General features: G+C 74.5%; 13 protein-coding genes and 1 tRNA gene. 5 read left to right on the plus strand and 9 right to left on the minus strand.

Annotated elements, in window-relative coordinates:
- Positions 1-15: 15 nt before the first annotated feature.
- Together ACVJO7_RS01015 and ACVJO7_RS01020 are read right to left on the minus strand one after the other, a co-directional pair.
- Complete coding sequence (locus ACVJO7_RS01015) at positions 16-1,326, minus strand: MFS transporter (protein WP_491671313.1); 1,311 nt, start codon at positions 1,324-1,326, stop codon at positions 16-18.
- On the minus strand, positions 1,323-2,051 hold the full coding sequence (locus ACVJO7_RS01020) for a DUF3159 domain-containing protein (protein ID WP_491671314.1): 729 nt from the start codon (positions 2,049-2,051) through the stop codon (positions 1,323-1,325). The genes ACVJO7_RS01015 and ACVJO7_RS01020 overlap by 4 nt, the downstream gene beginning before the upstream one ends.
- Positions 2,052-2,256: 205 nt before the next feature.
- Here ACVJO7_RS01020 and ACVJO7_RS01025 point away from each other — a divergent pair, with 205 nt between their 5' ends.
- Positions 2,257-3,528 (plus strand): lipopolysaccharide biosynthesis protein, encoded by a 1,272-nt coding sequence (locus ACVJO7_RS01025; RefSeq protein WP_491671315.1) that lies wholly within the window; start codon positions 2,257-2,259, stop codon positions 3,526-3,528.
- A gap of 31 nt (positions 3,529-3,559) precedes the next feature.
- On the opposite strand, the gene ACVJO7_RS01030 is transcribed toward ACVJO7_RS01025, so the two are convergent.
- Positions 3,560-4,549, minus strand: coding sequence for an LLM class flavin-dependent oxidoreductase (locus ACVJO7_RS01030; protein ID WP_344022555.1), 990 nt, complete (start codon positions 4,547-4,549; stop codon positions 3,560-3,562).
- Between the two features lie 170 nt (positions 4,550-4,719).
- Here ACVJO7_RS01030 and ACVJO7_RS01035 point away from each other — a divergent pair, with 170 nt between their 5' ends.
- A complete protein-coding gene (locus ACVJO7_RS01035; protein WP_491671316.1) occupies positions 4,720-6,681 on the plus strand; it encodes an acetoacetate--CoA ligase in 1,962 nt (653 codons plus the stop codon).
- 59 nt (positions 6,682-6,740) lie between these two features.
- Entirely contained in the window at positions 6,741-7,724 is a 984-nt protein-coding gene (locus ACVJO7_RS01040) for a glucosyl-3-phosphoglycerate synthase (RefSeq protein ID WP_491671317.1), read from the plus strand.
- 70 nt (positions 7,725-7,794) lie between these two features.
- Here the strand turns inward: ACVJO7_RS01040 and ACVJO7_RS01045 are convergent, their stop codons facing one another.
- The 4 genes from ACVJO7_RS01045 to ACVJO7_RS01060 all read right to left on the minus strand — a co-directional run bounded on the left by ACVJO7_RS01045 (position 7,795) and on the right by ACVJO7_RS01060 (position 10,524).
- Complete coding sequence (locus ACVJO7_RS01045) at positions 7,795-8,151, minus strand: hypothetical protein (RefSeq protein WP_491671318.1); 357 nt, start codon at positions 8,149-8,151, stop codon at positions 7,795-7,797.
- A 338-nt stretch (positions 8,152-8,489) separates the two neighbouring features.
- Positions 8,490-8,562: transfer RNA gene (locus tag ACVJO7_RS01050), tRNA-Ala, on the minus strand.
- A gap of 250 nt (positions 8,563-8,812) precedes the next feature.
- Positions 8,813-9,649 (minus strand): TrmB family transcriptional regulator, encoded by an 837-nt coding sequence (locus ACVJO7_RS01055; protein ID WP_491671319.1) that lies wholly within the window; start codon positions 9,647-9,649, stop codon positions 8,813-8,815.
- A gap of 140 nt (positions 9,650-9,789) precedes the next feature.
- Positions 9,790-10,524, minus strand: coding sequence for a FadR/GntR family transcriptional regulator (locus ACVJO7_RS01060; protein WP_491671320.1), 735 nt, complete (start codon positions 10,522-10,524; stop codon positions 9,790-9,792).
- Positions 10,525-10,658: 134 nt separating this feature from the next.
- On the opposite strand from ACVJO7_RS01060, the gene ACVJO7_RS01065 reads away from it, so the two are divergent.
- Positions 10,659-11,177 carry a gluconokinase gene (locus ACVJO7_RS01065; protein WP_491671321.1) on the plus strand — a complete coding sequence of 173 codons (519 nt, stop codon included), beginning with the start codon at positions 10,659-10,661 and terminating at the stop codon, positions 11,175-11,177.
- Positions 11,178-11,180: 3 nt separating this feature from the next.
- On the opposite strand, the gene yczR is transcribed toward ACVJO7_RS01065, so the two are convergent.
- Complete coding sequence (gene yczR / locus ACVJO7_RS01070) at positions 11,181-12,626, minus strand: MocR-like transcription factor YczR (protein ID WP_491671322.1); 1,446 nt, start codon at positions 12,624-12,626, stop codon at positions 11,181-11,183.
- Positions 12,627-12,737: 111 nt separating this feature from the next.
- Between yczR and yczE the strand changes: the two genes are divergently transcribed.
- Positions 12,738-13,328, plus strand: a complete 591-nt coding sequence (gene yczE / locus ACVJO7_RS01075) for a membrane protein YczE (RefSeq protein WP_344022812.1) — start codon at positions 12,738-12,740, stop codon at positions 13,326-13,328.
- A 38-nt stretch (positions 13,329-13,366) separates the two neighbouring features.
- Here yczE and ACVJO7_RS01080 read toward each other — a convergent pair whose 3' ends face one another.
- A complete protein-coding gene (locus ACVJO7_RS01080) occupies positions 13,367-14,101 on the minus strand; it encodes a DsbA family protein (protein WP_491671323.1) in 735 nt (244 codons plus the stop codon).
- Between the last annotated feature and the right edge of the window lie 128 nt (positions 14,102-14,229).

Here is a 14,229-nt window from a genome sequence, read left to right on the forward strand (position 1 = left end):
GTACCGCGGCCGCCGTCAGGAACCCGCGGCCGGGACCGGGGGAACGGTGCCCGCGTCCGGGCCCGGCGCGGCGTCGTCCGGGTCCGGCAGGTCGTCCAGCCGCCGGAAGGCCGGCGCGACCAGCGCGACCACCGCGGTGACGGCCGCGACGGCGGCCAGCACGATCCCGGCGACGCCCAGCCCGGCGAACGAGGCGACCGCGGCGACCGGCGCACCGGTCAGCGCGGGCGCCGCCAGCACCAGGGTGTTCTGGGCGCCCAGCACCCGGCCGCGCATCGGGTCCGGGGTCGCCTCGATCGTCAGCACGCCCAGGATGGCGGCGACCGGGGCGTTGGTGAGCCCCACCAGCGCGGCGGCGGCGAGCACCAGCCAGGGCGCGGCCAGGCTCCCGACCAGCCCGAACCCGACACCGAACCCGATCATCCCGACGACGAACCACACCCGGCGCGGCACCCGTCCGGCCAGCGCGGCGTACAGCGCCGACCCGACGACGCCGCCGCCGGCCAGCGCGCTCAGCGTCAGCCCGGTCAGCGCGGGCAGGTCCATCTCGACGAAGTAGGCGGGCAGCACCGTCGTCTGCAGCGACGCGAGCACCGCCACCAGCGCCGCCGACACCAGCGTGGTGCCGAGCACCAGCCGGGTGCGGGCGAGGAACCGCCACGACGCGACCAGGTCCGACATCGCCCCGCGCAGCGCGCCGCGCGCGGCCTGCCGGGCCCGGCCGGCGATCCGGCCGGCCCGCGGGTCCAGCAGCAGCGTCGTCGCCGCGGCGAGCACGCTCGACACGGCCGTCACCCACAGCACCGACGGCGCCGGGCCGAGCAGCGCGATCAGCAGCCCACCGGCGCCGGGCCCGGCGAGCAGCAGCACGTTGCCGAGGTTCTCCCGGATCGCGATCCACCGCTCCAGCCGGCCGGGGGCGGTGCCGCCGAGCCGCACCAGTGCGGGCAGCAGCGTCTCCTGGGCGGTCATCCCCGGTATCCGGATCATCGCGAGCAGCACCCCGAACACCAGGAACCAGGCCAGGTTCAGCCCCCACATCAGGTCCACCAGCGGCAGCGCGGCCAACGCGAGCGCGGCGAGCAGGTCCGACGCCACCGCCACCGTCCGCCGGTCGACCCGGTCCACCAGCAGCCCGGAGACCAGCCCGGTCAGCGCGGACGCGGCCGTCGACACCGATGCCAGCACGCCCGCGGCGAGCACGTCGCCGGTGCGGTCGAGCACCAGCAGGGGCAGCACCACCGCGGCGATGCCCCTGCCCAGCAACGACAGCCCGTACGAGGTCAGCCACACCGCCGGGCTGCGCCGGACACCGGCGACGCTCATCGGCCGGACGGGACGAGGCGCTTGGTGCTACGCCGGAACGCCCACACGACGACGAGTGCGGCCACGATCGTCAGCGGGGTGCCCATCACCACCCGGGCGACGCCCAGCCCGGTCGTGGCCTCGGTGACGTAGAGCCACTGCTGGATCGCGAACCGGGAGCCGAGGACGAGCGCCGCGGCCAGCGTCGCGATGTCGTGTGCGCGCAGGGTGGGCCGGTCGGCCCGCCAGTCGTGGGTGCCGCCGTGCACCAGGTTCCACACCACCCCGGTGATCGGCCGCCGGGCCAGCACGGTCCCGAGGGTGAACACGAAACCGGCGAGCGAGACCCAGATCCCGATCGCGAAGAAGTCCCGTGCCGATCCGGTGACCGCGACCAGCGCGGAGGCGAGCACGACCCCGAGCAGGCTGCCGACGGCCTGCGCGAAGCGCTCACCGCGCAGCAGCCGGTAGCCGAACAGCGCCAGGCCCGATCCGACCGAGATCCCGATCGTCAGCGACAGCGACAGGAACGCGTTCGCGGTGACGAACACGACGACCGGGATCGCCGAGTAGACGAACCCCATCGGGCCGCCCATGTGGTCGAGCAGGGTCATCTCGGCCGGGTCCTTCGCCCCGGCCCGGCCGCCCGGCCGGCTCTGCCCGGCCTGACCCGCCTGCCCGACGACGGGCAGCGGTCCCGTGCCGGCCTCGTCGTCCGGCCGTGTGTCGTCCTGTCGTCCGGTCATGGACATTCGTCCTCCCCTTCGTCGCGGTGATCCGGGAACCAGGAGAGTCGATGCCGTCGCGGCACACTCAACCGCCAGTGACCCAGGTCACCGACGCGTGCGGGCCGGGTGCGCGCTCCCCGGCCGGGCCGGGCGGGGCGGGACCGGCGCACACCGCCGCGGGGTCACGGTCGCGGTCCCGCGCCCTCCCGTAGCGTCACGCTCCGTGCCTCCCCCGCCCCCGGCCGTCGAGCAGCGCGGCGGCGGCGGGCCCGGTGACTCGCTCGCCCTGACCCTGACGTCGGCGTTCAACTCCGTCGCCGGGCTGCTCGGCTTCGTGATCGCCGCCTGGCTGATGCCGCAGGACGAGGTCGGCCGGGCCACCGAGTTCGTCTCGGCGATGCAGCTGATCGGCGGCGCCGCCCAGCTCAACCTCGGGATCGGGCTCATGCGCTGGCTCCCGGGCGCCGGGCGCAGGTCGGTCCGCCTGGTGTTCGGCAGCCTGCTCCTGATCATGCCGCTGTCCGGGCTGGTGGGCCTCGGTTACGGGCTCGTCGTCCCGCGGGTCGCCGAGATCGCCGCCGGTGACGCCCCGTTCGGCTGGGGACTGCTGCTGCTCGTGCTCGGCTGCGCCGGCTGGGGCGTGTTCGTCGTCCACGACTTCGTGCTGGTCGCTGTCGGCCGGCCGTGGCTCGCGGTCTGGCGCAGCGGCACCTTCGCGATCGCCCGGATCGGGCTGCTGGCCGCGCTCGGCGGCGGCCTCGCCGCGCAGGGGATGGTGCTGTCCTGGGTGGTCCCGGTGGTGCTGTGGATCGCCGTGGGCACCGTCGTGCTCTGGTTCGTGGTGCGCCGGTTCGCCGCCGCGGGCGACGCGGGGACCCTGCCGGACCGGGCCTCGATGGCCGCGTTCCTCGCGCCGACCGCGGTGGCCCAGTTCGGCGCGGTGCTGCTCTACAACCAGATCCCGCTGCTCGCGAACTTCCGGATGGGCAACGAGATCGGCGCGGTCTTCTTCATCGCCTGGCAGGCGACCGTCGTCGTCGACACCGCCGCGGTGTTCTTCACGAACTCGCTGGCCGTGCAGACCGCCCGCGAGCCGCACCGGGCCGCCGACCTCGCCCGGTCCACCCGCCGCCGGATGCTGACGGTGTTCGTCCCGCTGCTCGTGCTCGGCGCGGCACTCGGGTGGCCGGTGTTGCGGGTGCTCGGCGAGGGCTACACCGTCGGCGCGCCGGTCCTCGCGGCGCTGCTGGTCGGCGTGCTGTTCCGGCTGATGGTGGTGTTCGAGCTCGCCCGGCGCCAGGCCGACGGCGACGGGTTCGGCTACGCGCGGCTCTCGCTGCTCAACTCGGGCCTGGTCGTCGGCTTCGCCTGGCTGGTGCCGCTGCCCGATCCCGGCACGGCGCACCCGGCGCTGGTGATGCTGCCGTTCGTCGTCGGCTACGTCGTCGTCCAGGCGGTGTTCGCGATCCTGGTCGGCCGGCGGGGGCTCCGGTGAGCCACCCCGCCGGCCGCTGCGAGGCCGGTGCTCAGCTCGCGTTGACCTTCGGCAGGATCTCCTCGTTCAGCCGCTTGAGGTCGTCGAGGGTCTTGCTGGTCGGGACGTCGCGGAACGGCGGCCACAGCAGCGGCATCGTCATCCCGGCCTCCTTGTAGCGCTTCAGCATGTCCTCGATCTGCTGGGCGTTGCCGGCCAGCAGGTTCGTCGCCTTGCCCGCCGGGGTCTGGTCCATCGGCTCGTCGGTGATGACGAACCAGATCATGCTGCACATCTCGAAGCCGTCCGGGAAGCCGCGGCCGAGCTCGCCCAGCTCGCGCTCCATCTCGCCCTTCCAGCGGCGGATGTCCTCGGGTGAGTCCTGGATGCCGATCCAGCCCTGCAGGCCGTACTTGGCGATCCGCTTCGCCGAGCGCTTCGGGTCCTTCAGGCCGGAGAAGAAGATCGGCGGCCCGGGCTGCTGGACCGGCTTGTGGCCGAAGCCGGACAGCGGGAAGTCGGCGAACTCGCCGTGGTACTCGAACAGCTCGTTCGACCAGATGCCCTGCATGATCTCGATCGTCTCGCGGACGTGCGCGTGCCGGCGCGGGAACAGGTGCGCGGCGCTGGCGGCGGCGAACTCCTCGGGCATCCAGCCGGAGCCGACGCCGACGTTCAGCCTGCCGTTCGCGAGGTGGTCCTGGGTGGCGAGCTCGGCGGCCAGCACGCCCGGCGAGCGGTAGGGGGTGTCGATGATGCTCATGCCGATCCGGACCTTCTCGGTCTTCGCGGCGAGCCACGGGATCAGCGTCATGCCCTGGAACCACTTGCCGGCCGCGACCACCGGCAGCCCCCTGGGCAGGTCGTCCATCATGCCGAACGGGTACTGCAGCTCCAGGCGGTCCGAGCTCTCCGGGACGATGATCCGGTCCAGCGTCCAGACCGAGTCGAAGTCCAGGTCCTCGGCGAGGACGGTCAGGTCCTCCAGCTCCTTCACCGTGACGTGGTCGCGGAAGTTGGGCAGGTAGAGAGCGAGCTTCATCGGTCGGTCCCCTCGACACGTCGTCGTCGGCGCCCGGTCCGGGCCTGCGGGACCGGCGCACGCGGATGCAGGTCCGACCTTCCCGCGGTCCGCTCAACCCCGCGTCATGTGGATCTCAACGCTTTCTCAACCGGGGCCGTCGGACGGCGTCGCAGCCCTATGTTCCGAGGATGACCGACATCCTGTGGAGCCCGTCCGACGCCCGCGTCGAGTCGTCCGCGCTGCGCGGATTCCTCGACTGGCTGCAGGAGCGCGAGGGCCGGGACTTCCCCGACCACGACGCCCTCTGGGAGTGGTCGGTCGCGGACGTCGACCGGTTCTGGGCCACCGTCGTCGAGTACTACCGGGTCGAGCTGTCCACGCCGTGGACGCAGGTGCGGACCGCCGATCCGATGCCGCACACCCGCTGGTTCACCGGGGCCCGGCTGAACTGGGCGCGGCACGCGCTGCGCCACGGGGCCGACGACGCCGCCGCGCTGGTGTGCGTGCAGGAGGGCGGCGGGCCCGCCCGGGAGATCACCTGGGGCGAGCTGCGCGGCTCGGTCGCCGCGGCCGCGGCCTGGCTGCGCCGGGCCGGGGTGCGGCCCGGGGACCGGGTCGCCGCCTACCTGCCCGACACCGAGCACGCGGTGATCGGCGTGCTCGCCACGGCCGCCGTCGGGGCGGTGTGGGCGTGCTGCTCCCCCGACTTCGGCGCCGACGGGACGATCGGGCGGCTGGCCCAGCTGGAGCCGACCGTGCTCGTCGCCGCCGACGGGTACCACTGGAACGGCCGCGAGATCGACCGCGGCGACGTCGTCGCGCAGCTGCGGGCGAACCTGCCCACGGTCCGGCACGTGGTGCACGTCCCGTACCTGTCCGACCGGCCCGCCCCGGACGGCAGCACGCCGTGGGCCGAGCTGCTCGCCGAACCCGCCCCGCTCGAGTTCGCGCAGGTCGAGTTCTCGCACCCGCTCTGGGTGCTGTTCACCTCCGGCACCACGGGGCTGCCCAAGGGCCTGGTGCACGGGCACGGCGGGATCACCCTGGAGGGCCTCCGGTGGGCCGGGCTGTACTGCGGCCTGCGCGAGGGCGAGCGGATGTTCGCCTTCACCTCCACCGGCTGGGCACTGTGGAACATGCAGCTCGGCGCGCTCACCCGGGGCGCGACGATCGTGCTGTACGAGGGCAGCCCCGGTCACCCGGCGGGCGCCGTGTTCGAGGTCGCCGCCCGCACCCGCGCAGACCTCCTGCTGCTCGGCGCCGCCGTGGTCACCGCGACCGCGAACACCGGGGTGTCGCCCCGGTCCGAGCACGACCTGGGCCGGCTGCGGCACGTCATGGTCAGCGGCTCGGCGCTGCCGTCGGCGGGCTACCACTGGATCCTCGAGCACGTCGGCCCGCACGTGCGGATCGACTCCACCAGCGGCGGCACCGACATCTCCGGCGCGTTCGTCGGCGGCAACGAGTACGCCCCGGTGCGGGTCGGCCGGATCGGCGGGCGGCTGGCCGGCGTCGACTGCGCCGCCTGGGACGAGGACGGGCGGCCGGTGGTCGGCACGGTCGGGGACCTCGTCCTCACCCAGCCGCTGCCGTCGATGCCGGTGTACCTGTGGAACGACCCGGACGCGGTGCGCTACACCGAGTCCTACTTCGACACCTGGCCCGGGGTCTGGCGGCACGGGGACTGGGTGACCTTCCATCCCGAGGGCGACGTGTCCATCCACGGCCGGTCCGACTCCACCCTGAACCGGCAGGGTGTACGGCTGGGCAGCAGCGACTTCTACGACGTGCTGGAGACGCTCCCGGAGATCGCCGAGACCCTGGTCGTCGGCGTCGAGGAGCCCGACGACGGCTACTGGCTCGGCCTGTTCGTCGTCCCGGCCGAGGGGCACGTGCTCGACGACGCGCTGCGGGCCACCGTCGTGGACACCCTGCGGTCCCGGCTCACCCCGCGGCACGTCCCGGACGAGATCATCGAGGCGCCCGGCGTGCCGCACACGCTCAGCGGCAAGCGGCTCGAGGTCCCGATCAAGAAGCTGCTGGCCGGGCGGCCACTGGAGAAGGCCGCGAACATCGCCTCCGTCGACGACCCGGACACCCTGCGCTGGTACGCCGGGTTCGCCCGGCGCCGGGCCCGGCGGACGGGCTGAGCGGCGCGCGCCGATACGATCGTCGTCCCTCCCGTCATCCCGTCCAGGAGGACTGCACGGTGGACGACCACGTCCGGAGCTGGTTCAGCCGCCGGACCTGGCACGACTCGGGGATGCCGGTCGACCGGCTGCGGGCGTCCCGGCACCGCCGGACCGTCTCGGTGGTGCTGCCGGCGCTCGACGAGGAGGCCACGGTCGGCGCGCTCGTCGCCGGGCTGGTGCCGCTGACCCGCGGCCCGGATCCGCTGGTCGGCGAGGTGGTCGTCGTCGACTCCGGCTCCACCGACCGCACCCGCGAGGTCGCGGCCGCCGCCGGTGCCCGGGTGGTCACCCGTGAGGAGGCGCTGCCGGACGTGCCGGTCCGCCCCGGCAAGGGCGAGGTGCTCTGGCGTTCGCTGGCCGCGACCACCGGTGACGTCCTGGTGTTCGTCGACTCCGACCTGGTCGAGGCCGACCCGGCCGCACTCGTCGGCTCGCTGCTCGAACCGCTGTTCCAGGACGACCGGATCGCCCTGGTCAAGGGCTTCTACCGGCGCCCGCTGCGGCTGGCGGGGACCGAGGCCGCGACCGGCGGCGGCCGGGTCACCGAGCTCACCGTGCGCCCGCTGCTGGCCGCCCTGCAGCCCGATCTGGCCGGGGTGGTCCAGCCGCTCGGCGGCGAGTACGCGGCCACCCGCGAGCTGCTGGAGTCGTTGCCGTTCGCGGCCGGCTACGGCGTCGAGATCGGCCTGCTGATCGACACCCTGCGCCGGCGCGGGCTGGACGCCATCGCGCAGGTCGATCTCGGCGTGCGGAAGCACCGGAACCGGACGTTGCTCGAGCTCGGGGTGATGGCCCGGCAGATCGTCGACACGGTGCTGCGCCGCGACGGGACCGGCGCGCCGGGGGGTGCGCCGAGCATCGTCCAGTTCGGCCGGTCCGGGGACCGGTGGGTTCCGCAGGAGCACCGGGTGGACGGCACCGATCGGCCCCCGATGTGCGATCTCCGGCCGTCGGGCACCGGAGCGGCCACCGGGACCGCGCCGACCGTCATCTCCTCGTAGGAGTACGCGACCCCGGACGCCCGCACCGCGCGCAGCACCTGCGCGAGCCGGCCCGGTGGTCGTCTGCGGGTCAGCCGGGCAGGATCACCTCCGCGATCGCCTTCGCGCAGCCGGTGGCCGTGCGGGTGGAGCCGGTGTTCGCGGCGACGTTCGCGCTGTCGAACAGCAGCACCAGCTGGGCGACGAGCTGATCGGGATCGTCGACGCCGAGCTCCGTCACCGGCTCGCGGGACAGCGCGTGCAGCCAGGAGCGGAACTTCGTGACGGCCAGGTCCTTCGGGCTCCCGGAACGGGTGTCGGCGGAGGAGCGGTTCAGCGCGCAGTCACGGAAATCGGGCTCCGTGAAGATGGTGCCGAGGACGATCCGGCCGGTGCCGATCGGCTGGTCGTCCCAGAGCAGGACCGGGCCGAAAGACGGCGGAGCCACAGCGACATGCCGAGGACATGCAGCGACGACAGCCAGGTCCGGAACTGCTCGCGCGCTTTGCGCCACGCCCGGTGCACGCCCCATGTCGTGGGCCGGCGGAGGTTCCGGCTCCGGCTCCACCGCCGCACGTCGCCAGCAGGGACCCGGACCGGTTCGGCGCGCAGCCACGCCTCCGCCCCGCTCGGATCGAAGCTCAGCCCGTCGGCCGTGACGGTCAGCACTCCGGCGCGGGACCACCGCCGACACCCGGCGCCGACGGGCACCCCGGCCGGAATCACGGGACGGGCCGGAAACACAGAGGCCGGAACCATCGAGCTGGTTCCGGCCTGCGATCAGGGTGGAGCTGAGGGGATTCGAACCCCTGACCCCTTGACTGCCAGTCAAGTGCGCTACCAGCTGCGCCACAGCCCCTTGCGACATGCAGAACAGTACACGGTGCCGTCCCGGCCCCGGACAGGGGGGTGCCTGTTCCGCGGGGGCCCGCCGGCGTGCCGCCACCACCGCGCTCCGACCTCGGACGACCGTCCACCCCCGCTCCCCGCGGCCTCCCCGGACGGCCCGGCGGTCGCCGGTGACACTCCGGCCCCGGGCCGGTCCCCCGGCGCCGGGAGGCCGGCGCCGGCCCCGACGTCGTCGGCGGGAACCGCGGGCCCGGACCGGATCAGCCGGTGCACCCCCGGTCCGGGCCGGCGGTCCCGCGGAGCCGCCGCAGCGCCTGGTCACCGGTCCAGAACTCGTCGAACCCGTGATCGGCGTAGCGGTCGGCCACGACGTGCATCGCGATGTCGTGCCGCACGTAGTCGACGGCGAGCAGGACGGCCGCCGGGTCGTCGGTGTACAGCCCCCAGGTGCGGTCGGCGGTCAGTCCGCCGATCACCGCCTGACTGCGGTCCGCGACGACGACCAGCAGCCGCTGCCCCAGGTTCTCCTCGACCGCCTCCGGGCTGGAGTAGCGGTGCTCGGTGGTCCAGCCGACCGGGTCGCCGTCGTCACCGAACACCACCCGGCGCACGGCGACGCCGCGCTCCTCGGCGCGACGGGCGCCCGGGGTGAGCGCGTCGAGGTCGTCGGGCCAGCCGGACATGTACAGCTCGCCCTCGGCCGCGGTGACGACGTCCTCGGCCCGCTCGAGCAGGGTGCTGCGCTCGGCGAGGGAGTGCACCAGCCGGACCGGCGGCGGCGTCGCCAGCCGGGGCAGCTCGTCCTCCAGGACCTGGATGGTGCGGTCGAACTCGCGGCGCATCCGCTCCAGCAGCGAGCGCGGCGGGAGCGGGACGTAGCCGACCGAGTCGTCGTCGGTGCGCACCTCGTACGCCGCGCCGCGCCCGACGAGCTTGCCGAGGGTCTCGTACACGGTGCTCCGGGGAACCCCGGAGCGCTTGGCCACCTCGTAGCCGTTGACCGGCTCGGCGGCGAGGACCAGCGCCACGTAGGCCTTGGCCTCGTAGCCGGACATGCCGAGGCGTTGCAGCTCTCCGGTCACGTGCTGCACGGACATTGCGGGATCATCTCAATCAATCGTTCGACGCCGTCGTGCGTCCGGTGCCATCACCGCGACGCGGCCCCGGCACGCAGGGCCCGCGAATGAATCGATCGTGAACGATCGAATGCTACGGGCGCTGCTCCCCTTCATCACAATCATTGATCCGGCGCCGCCCCGCTGTCCATGCCGTCCGTCCTCATCGCCGACGCGGCCTCGGTCAGGATCGCCCGCATCGCCGTCTCCGCGGCGGCGCCGTCGCCGCACCGGACCGCGTCGGCGACGTCGCCGTGCAGCCGGATCGCCGCCGGCTCCGGCCGGTCGGGCATCAGGTGGTGCCGGGTCCGGCCGGCGAGCACCTCCGCGACCGTGTCGCCCAGCGCCGCGAGCATCTCGTTGCCGGACGCGGCGAGCAGGGTCCGGTGGAACCGGACGTCGGCGCCCAGATACGCGGCGAGATCGCCGCTGCGGCCGTGCACCGTCATGTCCATCACCGCACCGACCAGCTCGCCGCACTGCTCGGGGGTCGCCCGGGTGGCCGCGAGCAGCGCCGCGACCGGCTCGATCCCGTGCCGCAGCTCGGACAGCGAGCGCAGCTGCCCGGCCCGCTCCGCCCCGTCCAGCCGCCAGCGGATCACCCGCGGATCGAGCACGTTCCAGTGCTCGCGGGGGGCGACCGTCGTCCCGACCCGGCGGCGGCTCTGCACCAGTCCCATCGACTCGAGGACCCGCACGGCCTCGCGCACGACGGTCCGCGAGACCCCGTAGCGTTCGCCCAGCTCGTCGGCCCGCAGGACGGTGCCCGGCGGGATCCCGCCACCCGCGACGCGCGCCCCGAGCCGGTCGACGACGTCGGCGTGCAGACCCGCACCGATCTCGCGCCCGTCGATCATCCACCGCATGCTCGCACATTCAACATATCTGAATCGATACGATCTTGAATAAGTACTACTTATGACGCAGGCTGGTCGGTACCGGCCGGGCAGTCCGGCTCGCGTCCGGTGCCGTACCCCGAGGAGCCGCTGCAGTGACGCACCAGCCGCAGGACGTCCAGCGACCACCGTTGATCGTGGTGATGGGGGTGTCGGGATCGGGCAAGTCCACGGTCGGCGCCGCGCTCGCCGAGCGGCTCTGCCTCGCCTTCACCGACGCCGACGGCCTGCACCCCCCGGCGAACGTCGCGAAGATGAGCTCCGGTATCCCGCTCACCGACGACGACCGGTGGCCCTGGCTGGACGCCGTCGGCGCCGAGCTGGCCGGCCACGACGACGACGGGCTGGTCGTCGCCTGCTCGGCGCTGCGCCGCAGCTACCGGGACCGGATCCGGGCGCACGCCCCGCGCACCGCCTTCCTGCACCTGGTGGGCGGGCGCGAGGTCCTCACCGCCCGGATGGGCGGGCGCGCCGGGCACTTCATGCCGCCTGGACTGCTCACCTCCCAGCTCGACACGCTCGAGCCGCTCGCCGCCGGGGAGGCGGGCACCACCCTGGACATCGACGCCCCGGTCGGCGAGCTGGTCGAGGCCGGCGCCGCGGACCTGGGCTGACCGCTACACGACGACGGGTGCCGGCCCGGCCGGACGTCCGGCACCGGCGGACGTCCCGGCGATCTCGTCGTGTGCCCGGCGGAGCCGCCGGACCGCCTCGGCGAGCACCGGCCCGGGATGGGTGAAGGGCAGCCGGAGCCGGTCCTCGAAAGCGTGGCCGGTGCCGAACCTCGGGCCCGGCGCCAGCGTCAGGCCGTGCCGCGGCGCGACGGCCGTCAACGCCGTCGACAGCTCCGCGCCGAGGTCACACCAGAGCACCAGACCACCGTCGGGGACGGCCGGGCGCCACTCGGGCAGCACCGCGGCGAGCTCGCCGACCAGCCGGTCCCGGCGCCGGCGCAGCTCGGCGGTCCGCTCGGCCCGGATGCCGTCGATCGCGTCCAGCACCTCGACCGCGATCATCTGCTCGAGCACGGGCTGCGCGATCTGGGCGCGGGCCAGCCGCCGCCGCATCCGCGCGGCGGGCTCCCGGGCCGCCCGGATCCAGCCCAGCCGCAACCCGCCCCAGGCGATCTTGCTGGCCCCGCCGACGGTGACGACGTCGTCGTCGCGCAGCGCGTGCGCCGCGCACGGCAGCGGTGAGCGCACCCCCTCCCGCAGGTCCAGCTCGGCGAACGTCTCGTCGACGATCGCCACGGTCCCCTGCCGGGCGAGCCGGTGCAGCAGCCGGGCGCGGCTGTCGTCGCCGAGCAGCCGGCCGGTCGGGTTCTGGAAGTCCGCCATCAGGTACGCCGCCCGCGCGGCCGTCTGCCGGGCGGCCCGCGGCAACGCGTCCTCGATGCCGGGCCCGGGCGCGACCGGGACCGGCCGGACGCCGGCGTCGGCGAGGACGTCCAGCGCGGAGGGGTAGGTCGGGTGCTCGACCAGCACCCGGTCGCCGGCGCCGGTCAGCTCCGCGACCGCGATCCCGATCGCGTGCAGCGCGCCGCCGGTGACGACGATCCGGTCCGGATCGGTGGGCACGCCGCGGGCGGTGAACCGGGCGGCGATCCGCTCGCGCAGCTCGGGCAGGCCGTCCGGGCCGTACCCGTGCCCGGCCAGCTCGCCGTCGAGCCGCCGCACGGCCCGCTGCACCAGCCCGGACATGCCCGGCGGGGCGGCCGGGGCGGCGTGCGCCAGGTCGATGACACCGCCGCGGGGCGGGCCGGGCACCCAGGCCCCGTCGACGCCGGCCGGGCCGTCCGGGAGCCGGACCCAGGTGCCCGATCCCTGCCGCGCGTCCGCCCAGCCCTCCTCGCGCAGCTCGCGGTAGGCGTGCGTGACGGTGACCCGGCTGACCCGCAGCCGTTCGGCGAACGCCCGCTCGGCAGGGAGCCGGGTGCCGGCCGGCAGCCGTCCGTCGCCGACCAGGACCCGGATCGCGTCGGCGAGCGTGCGGTACGCCGGCCCGCGCCCGCCCCGGACCTCGCCGCACAGCTCGGCCAGCGCGGCCGCCCCGATTCCGTCCATCTTCTTCAGTCCACTTCTGCTCGATTGGATCGCAGACGGCACGCCAATTCAGGGGCAGGATGCCGTGACGTGACGATCGGACGGAAGGGCGGCACGCGGTGGTCGCTGCGGATGCCCCGGCGACGCCGGCGGCTGGTGCAGCTCGTGCTCGGGCTGGTCGGGTACGCGCTCTCGATGGCGTTGATGATGCGCGCCGGTCTGGGCTCGATGCCGTGGGACGTGCTGCACCAGGGCCTGGCGCTGCGCACCGGCCTCTCGATCGGTGTCGTCGTCGCCGTGACCGGGGTGGTCGTGCTGCTGCTGTGGATCCCGCTGCGGGAGCGGCCGGGTATCGGGACCCTCGCCAACGTCGTCGTGATCGCGCTGGCGGTCGACGGCGCGCTCGCCGTCGTGCCGGTGGTGGACGGGCTCTGGGCGCGGGCCGGGCTCGCGGTCACCGGGATCGTGCTGAACGCCGCCGCGACGGCCGCCTACATCGGGGTCGGCCTCGGGGCCGGCCCGCGGGACGGCCTGATGACCGGCCTCGCGGCCCGCACCGGGCGCTCGGTGCGCGCGGTGCGGACCGGGATCGAGGTGACGGTGGTGCTCACGGGATGGCTGCTCGGTGGCACCTTCGGCGTGGTGACCGTGGCCTACGCGCTCGGTGTCGGACCGCTGGTCCAGTGGTTCCTGCCCTGGTTCACCGTCCGGACGTCCCGGTGAGCGGCGTCAGCCGGTGGCCGGTGTCGGGCGGGTGACGGTCAGGTGATGTTCGACAGCCAGTCGGAGTTGGTGAGATCGGCCATCCGGCCGTCCACCAGCACGGTCGGGGTGGCGAACCGGCCACCGGGGGCCGCCGCCGGGTTCGCGATCGCCGCCTCCGTCGCGTCGACGATCGACTGCGTCCCCGCCTGGCCCGCGACACATCCGCCGAAGTCCCCGGTCGCGCCCAGCTCGGTGCCGAGTGCGGTCAGCTGCTCGACCGACAGGCCCGCGGTGCCCTGGCGCGGCTGGTCGACGTAGAGCCGGGAGTGGTACGCCGGGTAGATCCCGGCGTCGACCGCGCAGAGCGCCGCGTTGCCGGCCCGGGTGGAGTAGCCGGGGGGTGTCGAGCGGTCGTCCAGGATGGCGATCGTGTGATAGTTGACCTTGATCGTGCCGTCGTTCATGGCCCGGGTGAGCTGGTCGCGGTAGATGCGCTCGAACTGCTGGCAGGTCGGGCAGAGGTAGTCCTCGTAGACGTCGACGGTGACCGGCGCGGCCTGGTCGCCCGCCCTGACCACGGCGCCGTCCCGGGCGACCGGGTACGCGGGCTCGGCACCGGCGGTGTAGCTCTGCCACGCCAGGTAGAGGCCCGTGACCACCGCGAACACCAGGACCACGGCGCCGATCACCAGGCCGCGGGTGGCGCCGCCGGACTTCTTCGGCGGGGTGATCCCGGCCGCCTGCAGCCGTGCCTGTGCGGCTGCCCGCCGCTCCCGCTCCGACTGTCCCATCGCTGTTCCCCTTCGTGCCGCCGGTTCGCACCGGACGTGTCACCGGTCCCGGGGGCCGGCCGGTCGGGGTCCCCCGCCCGGTTCCGGTCCGGACCCGCTCCTGCTCTGCTCACCACCGGGCCGGTACC

The sequence above is a fragment of the Pseudonocardia sp. DxW genome (assembly GCF_058448985.1).